Origin of the sequence: Pseudomonas sp. GLN_2 (assembly GCF_043106005.1) — a bacterium.
In the GTDB taxonomy this organism is placed as follows: Bacteria; Pseudomonadota; Gammaproteobacteria; order Pseudomonadales; family Pseudomonadaceae; genus Aquipseudomonas; species Aquipseudomonas alloputida.
Genome location: NZ_JBICMC010000013.1, coordinates 69817 through 84070 on the forward strand (window position 1 = coordinate 69817; position 14254 = coordinate 84070).

A 14254-nucleotide genomic window follows, 5' to 3' on the forward strand; every position below is an offset into this window, starting at 1 on the left:
ACAGGCGGGGCGGCATCAATGCCCACCTCCAAATCCAGTCATGCCAGCAAGGCTGACAACCATGGCCTCACAGGCATGGCCACGTTGCAACAAATGCGGGAGCGGCGTCGCGATGCGCCGCGCGGGCGGCGCTCGATCTGATAGGCGCCACAAGTGCCCTGACGAACACCTTGCAGCCCTGACACATTCCCAAGCCCCAACAAAAAGCCCCGGCTCATGCGAGCCGGGGCTTTTTTATGTCGCTTGCAGCAATCAGCCGTTGAACACTTCATCCACGCTGGTCAGCGGGTAGTGCTTCGGATAAGGCAGGGTAGCCACGCCGGATTCGATGGCAGCCTTGGCCACAGCATCGGAAACGACGGTGATCAAGCGTGCATCCAGCGGCTTCGGAATGATGTACTCACGGCCGAACTCCAGGCCTTCAACGCCATAGGCTTCGCAAACTTCCTTCGGCACTGGCAGCTTGGCCAGGTCTTTCAGGGCGATAGCGGCAGCGATCTTCATCTCTTCGTTGATACGCTTGGCGCGAACGTCCAGAGCACCACGGAAGATGAACGGGAAGCCCAGTACGTTGTTGACCTGGTTCGGGTAGTCGGAACGACCGGTCGCCATGATCACGTCGTTGCGAGTGGCGTGCGCCAGCTCTGGCGAGATTTCCGGGTCCGGGTTCGAGCAGGCGAACACGATCGGGTTGGCAGCCATCGACTTCAGGCCTTCCGGGCTCAGCAGGTTCGGGCCAGACAGGCCTACGAACACGTCGGCACCGTCAAGGGCGTCGGCCAGGGTGCGCTTGTCGGTCGCGTGGGCGAACTGCGCCTTGTACTGGTTCAGGTCGTCACGGCCAGCGTGGATCACGCCACTACGGTCGATCATGAAGATGTTCTCGACCTTCGCACCCATGCTTACCAGCAGCTTCATGCAGGAAATGGCAGCAGCGCCGGCGCCCAGGCAGACGATCTTGGCTTCTTCCAGTTTCTTGCCGGCGATTTCCAGGGCGTTGATCATGCCAGCGGCAGTTACGATCGCAGTACCGTGCTGGTCATCGTGGAACACCGGGATATCGCACTGTTCGATCAGAGTACGTTCGATTTCAAAGCACTCAGGTGCCTTGATGTCTTCAAGGTTGATGCCACCGAAGGTGATCGAAATGCGGCGAACGGTGTCGATGAACGCTTGCGGGCTTTCCGACTCGACTTCGATGTCGAACACATCGATACCGGCGAAACGCTTGAACAGAACACCCTTGCCTTCCATGACCGGCTTGGAAGCCAGTGGGCCGAGGTCACCCAGACCGAGGATGGCAGTGCCATCGGAAATCACCGCAACCAGGTTGCCTTTGCCGGTGTATTTGTAAGCCAGCTCTGGATCACGGCCAATTTCGCGCACCGGCTCTGCAACACCTGGGCTGTAGGCCAGGGCGAGGTCACGGGCGGTGGCAGTGGGCTTGGAGAGTTCAACGCTCAGTTTCCCCGGACGAGGTTGAGCGTGATATTCGAGAGCGGCGGTTTTCAGGTCTGACATGGTGGGCATTCCGCTATTTACTGTTCTGACGGACCGCCGAGGATACGCAAAGAGCCGGGGAGCCACAAGACTGGCCGGTCACTTGTGTCAAGGCCTTTAGCCTACGACTTTACGCTACAACCCACGGGGGCATACAACCAACAGTGTGTACAATCTCGTAGCGAAATGTCTACATCTTTTAACCTGAAATGCGCTCCAACATGCTTGGATCGGTCAATGGCAACACCCAACGTCGCTGCCCGGGTTTGAGGCCACCCCTGCGGGAACGATCCAGCACCCAGCCGCGCGCTTCGACCTGGCGTCCCTTGAGATTATCGAAGAAGCTGGCGGGGAAGTTGCGCTGCAGACGAGCGGGAACCTGCAGCACCAGGGTACCGCCCAGGGTAAGCCAGACCCCACCACGATTTCGCTCGATGCCTTCGATACGACCACGCACAACAGCGAAACCTGACTGCCTGACATCGCTTGCAGCCACTACGGGCGAATGCCGCCACAGGCCAACGCCAGCCTGGCGCGCTACTTGTTCGGCAAGCTGCTGGCAACCGCTGAAACGCACATTAGGGGCAATGGCCACACGGTAGCCCAAGCCCTCGCTAAGCAATTGTGCTTCCAGATTGTCGCCATTGCGGCTGTAGATGTGCGCCAGTGTGCGACCGTACTTGTCCTTACCTTCAACACCAGGCACCAGCCCGACACGATCGTCACTGGCCTTGACCAAGGCCTGCAATCGCCGCCTGGCAGCTTCGGCATAGGGCTCACTGGTACGCCCCTTGCGACCTATTTCCGGGGCATTGATACCGATCAGCCGCACACTGCGGCCATCGACCAGACGCAAGGTGTCGCCATCAACCACCTGTCGTACCGCTACCCATTGGGGCTTATCCGGCTGTGGGCAGAACGCCAGGACCGGGAAATGCCAGATAACGCCCACAAAAAAGGCGCCCACAAGGGACGCCTTCTTCAGCAACAATGCGAAGCCCGAAGGATTCGCCCTGCGCATGATTACTTCTTGGCACCGAACATGCCGAAGCGATCGGCGAACTTCTGTACGCGACCACCGGTGTCCAGAACTTTCTGCTTACCGGTGTAGAACGGGTGGCACAGGTTGCAAACGTCGATCGACAGGACGTTGCCCAGGGTCGAACGAGTTTCGAACTTGTTACCGCAGCTGCAGGTGACTGCAACTACTTCGTAGTTCGGGTGGATACCTTCTTTCATGGTCACTTCCTCGAGCTGCGTGCCGCCACCCAACACCAATTGTTGAATACCGCACGTAATTAGGCGGCGAATAATACCAGAGCACACCGTCAGCGCAAGATGTCGCTTGCACCGACCGTCGTCTGCTAGGCTCGCCAGTCCTTGTAACGCCCTCCGAGACTTTCCGCGTGTCCGACGTCATCCTGCGCCTTGCCCTGCCCTCTCCGCTGCGGCGCCTGTTCGACTACAAGGCGCCGGCGAGCATGGCGCGCCAGACCTTGACCCCTGGCATGCGCATCCGCGTGCCCTTTGGCCGCCGCGAAATGATCGGCGTGCTGATAGAGGTGTGCACGCAGAGCGAAGTGCCCGCCGACAAACTGAAGCCGGCCACTGCCCTGCTCGACCCGGTGTCCCCCATCCCCGCGTCGCTGTTCAAGCTGTGCCTGTGGACCGCCCAGTACTACCAGCACAGCCTGGGCGATACCCTGAGCTGGGCGCTGCCCACGCTACTGCGCCAGGGCGAAGCTGCCGAAATGCGCCAGGAACGCTTCTGGCACATAGCCCCTGGCGCCCGCCTGGAGGACCCGCGCATCGCCCGCGCGCCGCGCCAGCGCGACGCCCTCAAGACCCTGGCCCAGCACCCGCACGGCGTGGCCCACAGCCTGCTGGCCAAACTCAACCTGAACAAGGACAGCCTCGACCTGCTGCTGGCCAAGGATCTGGTGCAGATCGAGACGCGCCGCCACTTGCCGGCCCTGCGCCATGAGCACTGGCTGGCACAGCCGGAACTCCCCCTCAACGAAGAGCAACGCGATGCCTTCGACGCCGTGTGCGAGGGCTTTGGCGGTTTCGGCGCGTTCTTGCTGGCCGGCGTCACCGGCAGTGGCAAGACCGAGGTCTACCTGCAACTGATCCGCGAAACCCTGGAAGCCGGCAAGCAGGCGCTGGTGCTGATCCCGGAGATCAACCTCGGCCCGCAAACCCTGGCCCGCTTCGAGCAACGCTTCAACGCGCGCATTGCCCTGCTGCACTCTGCGGTGAACGACCGCGAACGCCTGGATGCCTGGCTGGCGGCACGGGACGGCGAGGCCGATATCATCATCGGCACCCGCTCGGCATTGTTCACGCCGATGAAAAACCCCGGCCTGATCATCATCGACGAAGAGCACGACGGCTCCTATAAACAGCAGGAAGGCCTGCGGTACCACGCCCGCGACCTGGCGCTGGTACGCGCTCACCAGGAGAACATCCCGATCCTGCTCGGCTCCGCCACACCGTCGCTGGAAACCCTGCATAACGCCCTGACCGGCCGCTACCGGCTGCTGCGTATGAACCAACGCGCCGGGGGGGCACGCCCGCCGCGCATGCTGCGCCTTGATGTGAAAAGCCTGCCACTGGACAGCGGCATCAGTGGCCCGCTGCAGCAGGCTATCCGACAGACCCTGGAGGCTGGCCAACAAGTGCTGGTGTTCCTCAACCGCCGCGGCTTTGCCCCAACCTTGCTGTGCCACGATTGCGGCTGGCTGTCCGAATGCCCACGCTGCGATGCGCGCATGACCGTGCATCAGCGCTCCGGCGTGCTGCGCTGCCACCACTGTGGCTATGACGAACGCCTGCCGCACCAGTGCCCGCAATGCAACCACGTCGACCTGCGCCCGGTCGGTGCCGGCACCGAGCGCGCCGAAGAGCGCCTGAAGGTGCTGTTCCCGGATTACCCGATCCTGCGCGTGGACCGCGACAGCACGGCGCGCAAGGACGCCATGCACAACCTGTTCAGCACCATCCAGCGCGGCCAGCCAAGCATCCTCGTCGGCACCCAGATGCTCGCCAAGGGCCACCACTTCCCGCGGGTGACCCTGGTGGCCATCCTTGATGCCGATGGCGGGCTGTTTTCCGGTGACTTCCGCGCCAGCGAGCGCATGGCACAACTTATCGTACAGGTGGCCGGGCGGGCCGGGCGGGCCGAAGAACCCGGCAAGGTCATCATCCAGACCCACCTGGCCGACCACCCACTGTTGGTCCAGCTAACCGAGCAAGGCTACTTCGCCTTCGCCGAACAGGCCCTGGACGAACGCCGAGCCGCCGGGCTGCCGCCCTACTCGCACCTGGCCTTGCTGCGTGCCGAAGCACACAAGCCGGGGCAGGCCGAAGGTTTCCTCGACGAAGCCTGTGCCGCCGCCGAGCGCCTGGTGGCCGAACAGCACCTGCCGGGCATCGAACTGCTGGGCCCGGTACCGGCGCCCATGGAGCGCCGCGCCGGACGATTCCGCGCACAATTGTTGATACAGGCCAATACCCGGGCGCCGTTGCATCGACTGATCAGCGCCTGGTTGCTAGTGTTGGAACAGTTGCCGAGCGGGCGCCAGGTGCGCTGGTCGCTGGATGTCGACCCGGTAGACCTGTATTGAGCTGCAAGCTGCGAGTGACCAGCGGCAAGCAAGTGCCGGGCGGGTGCGATGCCGCTTTTTCTTGCCGCTTGTGGCCCCCAGCTTGCCGCCCAAAGGTTGGCAACCTGCTCCCGGCAACGGATAATGCCCAGTTTTTCCACCTGCGCATCCAGGCGCTCACCGCGCTTGCGGTCGAAAAGAGATCCCCATGAAAGACACCATTCGCCAGCTGATCCAGCAAGCCCTCACCCAACTCGTCACCGACGGTGTGCTGCCTGAAGGGCTGTCGCCGGCGATCCAGGTGGAAAACGCCCGGGACAAGACCCACGGCGACTTCGCCAGCAACATCGCCATGATGCTGGCCAAGCCGGCCGGCATGAAGCCGCGCGACCTCGCCGAAAAACTGATCAACGCCCTGCCGGCCAGCGCCGACATCAGCAAGGTCGAGATTGCAGGCCCCGGCTTCCTCAACTTCTTCCAGAACACCGACGCCCTGGCCAACCGCCTGGATGCCGCCCTGGCCGACGCCCACCTGGGTGCACGCAAAGCCGGCCCGGCGCAAAAGGTGGTGATCGACATGTCGGCGCCCAACCTGGCCAAGGAAATGCACGTCGGCCACCTGCGCTCGACCATCATCGGCGACAGCGTTGCGCGCGTGCTGGAGTTCCTGGGCGACAACGTCATCCGCCAGAACCACGTCGGCGACTGGGGTACCCAGTTCGGCATGCTGATGGCCTACCTGCAGGAAAACCCGATCACCAGCGACGAGCTGTCGGACCTGGAAAACTTCTACCGCGCGGCGAAGAAACGCTTCGATGAATCGGAGGAGTTCGCCACTCGCGCCCGCGGCCTGGTGGTCAAGCTGCAAGCCGGCGACCCCGAGTGCCTGGCCCTTTGGACACGCTTCAAGGACATTTCGCTGTCGCACTGCCAGAAGACCTACGAGCTGCTCAACGTCAAGCTGACCATGGCCGACGTGATGGGCGAAAGCGCCTACAACGACGACTTGGCCAACGTGGTGGCCGACCTCAAGGCCAAGGGCCTGCTGGTCGAAGACCAAGGCGCCCAATGCGTGTTCCTCGACGAGTTCAAGAACAGCGAAGGCGACCCCCTGCCGGTGATCGTGCAGAAGGCTGACGGCGGCTATCTGTACGCCACCACCGACCTGGCTGCCGTGCGTTACCGCAGCAACGTGTTGAAGGCTGACCGCGCACTGTACTTCGTCGACCAGCGCCAGGCCCTGCACTTCAATCAGGTGTTCGAAGTGGCCCGCCGCGCTGGCTTCGTCGGCCACCCGATGCAAATGGAGCACATGGGCTTCGGCACCATGAACGGCGCCGACGGCCGCCCGTTCAAGACCCGTGACGGCGGCACCGTGAAGCTGATCGACCTGCTCACCGAGGCCAAGGAGCGCGCCTACGCGCTGGTCAAGGAAAAGAACCCGAGCCTGGCCGACGACGAACTGCGCCACATCGGCGAGGTGGTGGGCATTGGCGCGGTGAAATACGCCGACCTGTCCAAGCACCGCACCAGTGACTACAGCTTCAACTTCGAGCTGATGCTCAACTTCGAAGGCAACACCGCCCCTTACCTGCTGTACGCTTACACCCGCGTAGCCGGCGTGTTCCGCAAGCTGGGCAAAGGCTTTGACGAAGTCGAAGGCAAAATCGTGCTGCAAGCTGCCCACGAGCAGGACTTGGCCGCGCGCCTGGCGCAGTTTGGCGAAATCCTCAACAACGTCGCCGAAAAAGGCACGCCGCACGTGCTGTGCAGCTACCTGTACGACTTGGCCGGCCTGTTCTCCAGCTTCTACGAAAACTGCCCGATCCTCACTGCCGAAACCCCTTCGCAGCAGCAGAGTCGGCTGCGCCTGGCCGCCCTGACCGGCCGCACCCTCAAACAAGGTCTGGAACTGCTCGGCCTGGAAACCCTGGAGCGCATGTAAGTTGGCTGCCAAGAAAAAACCTGCCCCGAAACGCGGCGCCAGCCGCCAGACGGCACCGGCCAAACAGCCGATCCCCGGCTGGGTATGGCTGGCGGTCGGCCTGACCGTAGGCGCGTTCATCGTGTTCCTGATGAAACTCGAACCCGGTGGCGATGACATCAAGCGCACCAAGCCCGAGCAGGAGAAACCGGCGAAAACGGCCGAAGCCGGCAAGCCCGCGCAAGCTACCCCGCAACAGCCGGTGAAGCCGAAGTACGACTTCTACACCCTGCTGCCGGAGTCTGAGGTGATCGTGCCGCCGGAAGCCGTACCTGAGAAAACGCCACCGGTACCGGCCCAGCCGGTAACCCCGGTGACACCAGCAGAAGCGGCGAAAATCGACACGGCGAGGGCCCAGGCAGCGCTGCTTGGCCAGACCCCGCCACCGCCACCGCCCGTGATCAAGCCGGCGGCGACCACGCAGTACTTCCTTCAGGCCGGCTCGTTCCGCAAGCAGGCCGATGCCGACAAGGTACGGGCACAGATCATCCTGCTGGGCCAGTCCGTGAAGGTGGAGTCGGGCACGGTCAAGGATGAAACCTGGTACCGCGTACTGGTCGGGCCGTTCAGCAACCGCGAGCAGCTGACCGGGGCTCAGAAGCAGCTGGCTGGGGCCGGATTCAGCAACCTGTTGCTGCAACAGCGGCAGACCCGCCAGTAACGAAGAAGGCCTTGCCGCAGCGGTGCGACAAGGCCTTCTTTATATGGACAGCATTGCCCGTGAAGGGGCTGTAAAGCAGCCCCGCTACCGTCAGCCCCGCCCCGCATTCCTTTCGGAAACCTGGCTGTTCAACGTCCAGAAGTCATACAGCACCCCCACCAGGAACAACCCGCCGGTAAAGAAGTAGATGATCGCGGTGATCCACTTGCCCTGATACAGCCGGTGCAGGCCAAACACCCCCAGGAAGGTCAGCAGAATCCAGGCGATGTTGTAGTCGATACGCCCGGACTGAAACCTCAGGTCGGCTTCGCGGTCCATGGACGGGATCAGGAACAGGTCGATCAACCAGCCAATGCCCAGCAAGCCCAAGGTGAAGAACCAGATGGTCCCGGTAATCGGCTTGCCGTAATAGAAACGATGGGAACCGGTGAAGCCGAAAATCCACAGCAGGTAGCCGATGGTTTTGCTGTGGGTGTCGTGAAAGGGCACCCCCTGTTGATAACTGTTCATTCATAGCCCCTGTGGGTTATCCGAAAATTTTCTAAGAAAAAATGTGACTTTTTCGTCGCAAGCCGACATACGGCGCCTGGCAATCGACCAACGGATCAATAACTGATCAAAAAGCTGTTATAAAGTTGCGCGCCAACACATAACTATTCATAAGAGCTTCATCTATGCCGCCTTTGATCAAGACATGGCTGACCCTCTGCCTATTATTGCCCCTGGCCGCCCACGCCACCAATCGTGAGCAACGTCTTCCCAATGGTTTCACCGGCTACACGACCAACGCCTCGGTGAAACGCGCACCAGTCAAACAGACCGCGCTACGCGCCCGCCCAAGCAATGCCGCCAGCAGCCGCGGGGCGAATGTCGCCGCCATGTCGCCTAAGCAAAGCAGCGATGTGCTGAGCCGTGCGGTAAATGTGCTCGGTACTCCTTATGTTTGGGGCGGCAGCAGCCCGAAAAAAGGCTTTGACTGCAGCGGGCTGGTCAAATACGCCTTCAACGACGTCGCCGACGTCGACCTGCCTCGCACCTCCAATGCCATGGCCCAGGGCCATGGGGTGAAGGTGGCCAAGGGTGATCTGAAGCCTGGCGACCTGATCTTCTTCAACATCAAGAGCCGTCGGGTCAATCACGTAGCCATCTACCTGGGTAACGACCGCTTCATCCACGCGCCACGCCGTGGCAAGCGGGTGAGCATCGACACCTTGAGCAAGCCTTACTGGCAGAAGCACTACGTGGTGGCCAAACGGGTGCTGCCGAAAGAGCAGCAACAGCTGAGTCTGGCCAAGCGTTAATCTGATCGGCACTATCCGGTACCGGCCCTTTCGCGGGCACGCCCGCTCCCTCAGCTACCGCGTCGCTCTCGCGGGCGGCGCCATACCTGTGGGAGCGGGCGCGCCCGCGAAAGGGCCTTTGCAGGTACTACAAGCCTTTGATCAACCCTCGCTCCCTCAGCCTCCGCAACGCCCCCTCCATCGTCCGCATCCCCTCCGCCGCCCCGCCCTGCATCACCGAAGACAACTGCGCCAACCGCCCCTCCCGAACCAGGTTACGCACCGCCGGCGTCGCCACCAGTACTTCACGCGCAGCCACCCGCCCGCCCCCCACGCGCCTGACCAGCACCTGCGCGACCACCAGGCGCAGCGACTCGGCCAGCATCGCCCGCACCAACGGCTTTTCCTCGGCAGCAAAAACCTCCACCAACCTGTCGATGCTGCTGGTCGCCGAACGCGCATGCACGGTTGCCAGCACCAGGTGCCCGGTTTCGGCCGCGCGCAGGGCCAGGCGAATGGTTTCAAGGTCGCGCAACTCGCCGATCATGATCACGTCCGGGTCCTGGCGCAGCGCACTGCGCAGCCCCTGAGCAAAGCCGCGACTATGGCGCCCCATCTCACGCTGGTTGACCAGGCTGCGCTGGCTGGCATGGATGACCTCGACAGGGTCTTCCAGGGTGATGATGTGCAGCGCCCGCTCGCGGTTCAGCTGGTCGAGCAGCGTTGCCAGGGTACTGGACTTGCCACTGCCGGTCGGCCCGCCCACGAGGATCAAGCCATCCCGGCATTGCGCAACAGCTTGAAACACATCCGCAAGGTCCAGCTCACTCACCGTCGCAATGCGCCCCGGAATCAACCGAAAGGTAACCGCCGGGCCATTCAACTGGCGAAACAGGTTCAGCCGAAAGCGCCCAAGCACCGGCAACTCCAGCGCAAGGTCCATTTCATCGCCATGGGCCCACTGCCGGCGCTGGTCGTCATCCAGCACGCTCGCCATGCCCTCGATCAAGGCCCCCTGGCTCAAGGGCGGCAAGCCCATACGCTGCAACTCGCCATCCAGGCGCAGCATCGGAATCTGGCCCGTCGCCAGGTGCAGGTCTGAAGCCCCCGCATCCACAGCTCGGGCCAACAGGTCGGTCACATCCATGAGACTCCCCAAAGGCCTTCAAGCAGGTAGAATGCCGCAGACCCTACAGCTGCCGGCATCGATCCATGTCCACCCTAGCAGACAACCTTTCCGCGATTTCCGCCCGTATCGCCAGTGCTGCCCAGGCAGTCGGGCGTGATCCGGCCAGCGTCCAGTTGCTGGCCGTGAGCAAGACCAAGCCCGCCAGCGCTATCCGCGAGATCCATGCCGCCGGTGTGCGCGACTTCGGGGAGAATTACCTACAGGAAGCACTGACAAAGCAGCAGGCCCTCAGCGACTTGCCCTTGATCTGGCACTTCATCGGCCCCATTCAGTCGAACAAGACCAAAGCCATCGCCGAGCATTTCGACTGGGTACATTCCGTGGACCGCCTGAAAATTGCCCAACGCCTGTCGGAACAGCGTCCTGCCGGGTTGGCGCCGCTGAACATCTGCCTGCAGGTAAACGTCAGCGGCGAAGACAGTAAATCCGGCTGCACCCCGGCCGACCTACCCGCGTTGGCCAAAGCCGTAGCCGCACTGCCCAACCTGCGCCTGCGCGGGCTGATGGCAATCCCGGAACCCACCGAAGACCGCGCCATCCAGGAGGCCGCCTTCGCCAGCCTGCGCAAGTTGCAGGAAGGCCTGGGGTTTGGCCTGGACACCCTGTCCATGGGCATGAGCCACGACCTGGAAGCGGCCATCGCCCAGGGCGCGACGTGGGTACGAATTGGCACGGCCCTGTTCGGCGCCCGCGACTACGGCAACACCTGATTCCATGCTTCACTCACTCTTTTCCACAAGGACCTGACATGAGCAAGACACGTATTGCCTTTATCGGCGCCGGCAACATGGCCGCCAGCCTGATCGGTGGTCTGCGTGCCCAGGGCCTGGACGCCTCGCAGATCCGCGCCAGCGACCCGGGCGCCGAGACCCGCAGTCGCATCCAGGCCGAGCACGGCATTGAAGCCTTCGAGGACAACGCCCAGGCCATCGATGGCGCTGACGTCATCGTGCTGGCGGTCAAGCCACAAGTCATGAAAACCGTATGTCAGGCACTGCAACCCAACCTGCAGGATGGCCAGCTGATCGTTTCAATCGCCGCCGGCATCACGTGCGCCAGCCTGCAAAGCTGGGTGGGCGCTCGCCCGGTGGTGCGCTGCATGCCCAACACCCCGGCATTGCTGCGCCAAGGCGTGAGCGGCCTGTACGCCACCGCTGAAGTGTCCGGCGAACAGCGTCAGCAGGCCGAACAACTGCTGTCGGCCGTGGGCACCGCCCTATGGCTGGAGCAGGAACAGCAACTGGACGCCGTGACAGCTGTGTCCGGCAGTGGCCCGGCGTACTTCTTCCTGCTGATCGAGGCCATGACCGCGGCAGGCGAAAAACTCGGCCTGCCACGCGAAACGGCCTCCCAACTGACCTTGCAGACAGCCCTGGGCGCCGCGCGCATGGCAGTTGCAAGCGATGTCGATGCCGCTGAACTGCGCCGCCGCGTCACTTCGCCCGCCGGCACCACGGAAGCGGCGATCAAGTCGTTCCAGGCCAGCGGCTTCGAAGCCATCGTCGAGCAGGCGCTGCAGGCTGCAGCCACGCGCTCCGCCGAGCTGGCCGAACAACTGGGCAAATAAGGAGCTTTAGATGAATGCACTGTCAGGCGCCGCGATTTTCGTGGTGCAAACCCTGGTCAGCCTTTACCTGGTCATCGTCCTGCTGCGCTTCGTGCTGCAACTGGTCAAGGCCAACTTCTACAACCCGCTGTGCCAGTTCGCCGTTCGTGCCACCCAACCGCTGCTCAAGCCGATCCGCCGGATCATCCCTAGCGTTGGCGGGCTGGATACCTCGTCGCTACTGCTGGCGGTGGTCATCCAGGCCTTGCTGATGGGCTTTGTGCTGATGGTCACCTACGGTACCTTCGGCGACGTCCTGCACCTGCTGATGTGGGCGATCATCGGCATCACCTCGCTGTTCCTGAAGATTTTCTGGGTGGCGATGATCGTCATGGTGATCGTTTCCTGGGTTGCCCCCAACAGCCACAACCCGGCGGCCGAACTGGCCTACCAGATCAGCGAGCCCGTGCTGGCGCCGTTCCGCCGCCTGGTGCCAAACCTGGGCGGCATGGACATCTCGCCGATCTTCGCCTTCCTGGCGATCCAGGTGGTCCAGTCGTTTGTCATGCCTCCGCTGGCCGCCTACGCGGGCATGCCTCAAGAGCTGTGGCGAATGATCTGAGGCTCGCCAGAGCCAGCGTGCCCCCAGTCGCAAGCCTTTGCTTGCCGCTGGGGGTAGCGCTCTTTAGACTTACGCCTCCGTCAAGCGTGAGCAGGGTCGATGTCAACTGTCTTTCCCGAAGATTCCGTCGGTCTGGTAGTACCGCAAACCGCCCGGTTCGATGAACCGCTGGCACTGGCCTGTGGCCGTTCACTGGCCAGTTACGAACTGGTCTACGAGACCTATGGCACCCTGAACGCCAGCGCGAGCAACGCCGTGCTGATCTGCCATGCCCTGTCCGGCCACCACCATGCCGCTGGCTACCATGCCGCCACCGACCGCAAGCCGGGCTGGTGGGACAGCTGCATCGGCCCCGGAAAACCGATCGATACCAACCGCTTCTTCGTGGTCAGCCTGAACAACCTCGGCGGCTGCAACGGCAGCACCGGCCCCAGCAGTGTCAACCCAGCCACCGGTAAACCCTATGGCGCCGAGTTCCCGGTATTGACCGTGGAAGACTGGGTGCACAGCCAGGCACGGCTGGCCGACCGCTTGGGCATCCAGCAGTGGGCAGCTATCGTCGGCGGTAGCCTGGGTGGCATGCAGGCGCTGCAATGGACGATGACCTACCCCGAGCGCGTACGCCACTGCGTCGACATTGCCTCGGCACCCAAGCTGTCGGCGCAGAACATCGCCTTCAACGAGGTGGCGCGTCAGGCCATTCTTACCGACCCCGAGTTCCATGGAGGCTCGTTCCAGGACCAGGGCGTGATCCCCAAGCGCGGCCTGATGCTGGCACGCATGGTCGGCCACATTACCTATCTGTCCGATGATTCGATGGGTGAAAAATTCGGCCGAGAGCTGAAAAGCGACAAGCTCAACTACGACTTCCACAGCGTCGAGTTCCAGGTCGAAAGCTATCTGCGCTATCAGGGCGAGGAGTTTTCCGGCCGTTTCGACGCCAACACCTACCTGCTGATGACCAAGGCACTGGACTATTTCGACCCGGCCGCCTCGCACGGTGGTGATCTGGCCGCCACCCTGGCCCACGTCAAGGCAGACTACTGCATCATGTCGTTCACCACCGACTGGCGCTTCTCTCCGGCCCGTTCGCGCGAGATCGTCGACGCGCTGATGGCGGCGCGCAAGAACGTCTGCTACCTGGAGATCGATTCGCCCTACGGGCACGATGCCTTCCTGATCCCCACACCTCGCTACATGCAGGGTTTCTCGAACTACATGAACCGCATTGCCATCTGAGGACAGCATGAGAGCCGATCTGGAAATCATCCACGACTGGATCCCCGCCGGCAGCCGGGTACTCGACCTGGGCTGCGGTAGCGGCGAACTGCTGGCCTCGCTGCGTGACCGCAAACAGGTCACCGGCTACGGCCTGGAAATCGACGCCGACAATATCGCCGCCTGCGTGGCCAAGGGCGTCAACGTCATCGAACAAGACCTGGACAAAGGCCTGGGCAACTTCGCCAGCAACAGCTTCGACGTGGTGATCATGACCCAAGCCCTGCAGGCCGTGGAATACCCCGACCGCATCCTCGACGAAATGCTGCGAGTGGGCCGTCAGTGCATCATCACCTTCCCAAACTTCGGCCACTGGCGCTGCCGCTGGTACCTGGCGACCAAAGGCCGCATGCCGGTATCGGACTTCATGCCGTATACCTGGTACAACACGCCGAACATCCACTTCTGCACCTTCGCCGACTTCGAAGAACTTGTGCACGAACGCCGAGCCAAGGTACTCGACCGCCTGGCGGTCGACCACTTGCACCGCAACGGGTGGGGTGGCCGGCTATGGCCTAATCTTCTAGGTGAGATCGGCATCTACCGCGTCAGCAGTCCGGGCCTGCAAGAGCATCAGCTCGCGGTCTGA

The 14254-nt window shown here is 62.7% G+C and carries 15 protein-coding genes; 10 read left to right on the forward strand and 5 right to left on the reverse strand.

Annotated elements, in window-relative coordinates:
* Positions 1-18: 18 nt before the first annotated feature.
* Positions 19-141 (forward strand): hypothetical protein, encoded by a 123-nt coding sequence (locus tag ACF8Q6_RS03235; protein ID WP_256819696.1) that lies wholly within the window; start codon positions 19-21, stop codon positions 139-141.
* A 111-nt stretch (positions 142-252) separates the two neighbouring features.
* On the opposite strand, the gene ACF8Q6_RS03240 is transcribed toward ACF8Q6_RS03235, so the two are convergent.
* The 3 genes from ACF8Q6_RS03240 to rpmE form a co-directional block, all read right to left on the reverse strand.
* On the reverse strand, positions 253-1521 hold the full coding sequence (locus ACF8Q6_RS03240) for a malic enzyme-like NAD(P)-binding protein (RefSeq protein ID WP_004575488.1): 1269 nt from the start codon (positions 1519-1521) through the stop codon (positions 253-255).
* A gap of 178 nt (positions 1522-1699) precedes the next feature.
* A complete protein-coding gene (locus ACF8Q6_RS03245) occupies positions 1700-2521 on the reverse strand; it encodes a thermonuclease family protein (RefSeq protein ID WP_392489830.1) in 822 nt (273 codons plus the stop codon).
* Between the two features lie 2 nt (positions 2522-2523).
* Positions 2524-2739: a 50S ribosomal protein L31 gene (gene rpmE, locus ACF8Q6_RS03250; protein ID WP_003249127.1), complete on the reverse strand. Its 216-nt coding sequence runs from the start codon at positions 2737-2739 to the stop codon at positions 2524-2526.
* Positions 2740-2906: 167 nt separating this feature from the next.
* Between rpmE and ACF8Q6_RS03255 the strand changes: the two genes are divergently transcribed.
* The 3 genes from ACF8Q6_RS03255 to ACF8Q6_RS03265 all read left to right on the forward strand — a co-directional run bounded on the left by ACF8Q6_RS03255 (position 2907) and on the right by ACF8Q6_RS03265 (position 7750).
* Positions 2907-5126 carry a primosomal protein N' gene (locus ACF8Q6_RS03255; protein ID WP_004575486.1) on the forward strand — a complete coding sequence of 740 codons (2220 nt, stop codon included), beginning with the start codon at positions 2907-2909 and terminating at the stop codon, positions 5124-5126.
* Between the two features lie 187 nt (positions 5127-5313).
* Positions 5314-7050 carry an arginine--tRNA ligase gene (gene argS, locus ACF8Q6_RS03260; protein ID WP_392489696.1) on the forward strand — a complete coding sequence of 579 codons (1737 nt, stop codon included), beginning with the start codon at positions 5314-5316 and terminating at the stop codon, positions 7048-7050.
* Position 7051: 1 nt separating this feature from the next.
* Positions 7052-7750 (forward strand): SPOR domain-containing protein, encoded by a 699-nt coding sequence (locus ACF8Q6_RS03265; protein WP_003249122.1) that lies wholly within the window; start codon positions 7052-7054, stop codon positions 7748-7750.
* 90 nt (positions 7751-7840) lie between these two features.
* Here ACF8Q6_RS03265 and ACF8Q6_RS03270 read toward each other — a convergent pair whose 3' ends face one another.
* Entirely contained in the window at positions 7841-8260 is a 420-nt protein-coding gene (locus ACF8Q6_RS03270; RefSeq protein WP_010955634.1) for a TM2 domain-containing protein, read from the reverse strand.
* A 164-nt stretch (positions 8261-8424) separates the two neighbouring features.
* On the opposite strand from ACF8Q6_RS03270, the gene ACF8Q6_RS03275 reads away from it, so the two are divergent.
* Positions 8425-9051, forward strand: coding sequence for a C40 family peptidase (locus tag ACF8Q6_RS03275; RefSeq protein ID WP_392489697.1), 627 nt, complete (start codon positions 8425-8427; stop codon positions 9049-9051).
* Positions 9052-9178: 127 nt separating this feature from the next.
* On the opposite strand, the gene ACF8Q6_RS03280 is transcribed toward ACF8Q6_RS03275, so the two are convergent.
* Positions 9179-10177 carry a type IV pilus twitching motility protein PilT gene (locus tag ACF8Q6_RS03280; protein ID WP_392489698.1) on the reverse strand — a complete coding sequence of 333 codons (999 nt, stop codon included), beginning with the start codon at positions 10175-10177 and terminating at the stop codon, positions 9179-9181.
* A gap of 65 nt (positions 10178-10242) precedes the next feature.
* Between ACF8Q6_RS03280 and ACF8Q6_RS03285 the strand changes: the two genes are divergently transcribed.
* The 5 genes from ACF8Q6_RS03285 (at position 10243) to metW (ending at position 14254) form a co-directional block, all read left to right on the forward strand.
* Positions 10243-10929 carry a YggS family pyridoxal phosphate-dependent enzyme gene (locus ACF8Q6_RS03285; protein WP_392489699.1) on the forward strand — a complete coding sequence of 229 codons (687 nt, stop codon included), beginning with the start codon at positions 10243-10245 and terminating at the stop codon, positions 10927-10929.
* A 38-nt stretch (positions 10930-10967) separates the two neighbouring features.
* Complete coding sequence (gene proC, locus ACF8Q6_RS03290; protein WP_004575483.1) at positions 10968-11786, forward strand: pyrroline-5-carboxylate reductase; 819 nt, start codon at positions 10968-10970, stop codon at positions 11784-11786.
* A gap of 10 nt (positions 11787-11796) precedes the next feature.
* Positions 11797-12387, forward strand: a complete 591-nt coding sequence (locus ACF8Q6_RS03295) for a YggT family protein (protein WP_003249110.1) — start codon at positions 11797-11799, stop codon at positions 12385-12387.
* 99 nt (positions 12388-12486) lie between these two features.
* Complete coding sequence (locus ACF8Q6_RS03300; protein ID WP_192907629.1) at positions 12487-13626, forward strand: homoserine O-acetyltransferase; 1140 nt, start codon at positions 12487-12489, stop codon at positions 13624-13626.
* Positions 13627-13633: 7 nt separating this feature from the next.
* Positions 13634-14254: a methionine biosynthesis protein MetW gene (metW, locus tag ACF8Q6_RS03305; protein ID WP_003249106.1), complete on the forward strand. Its 621-nt coding sequence runs from the start codon at positions 13634-13636 to the stop codon at positions 14252-14254.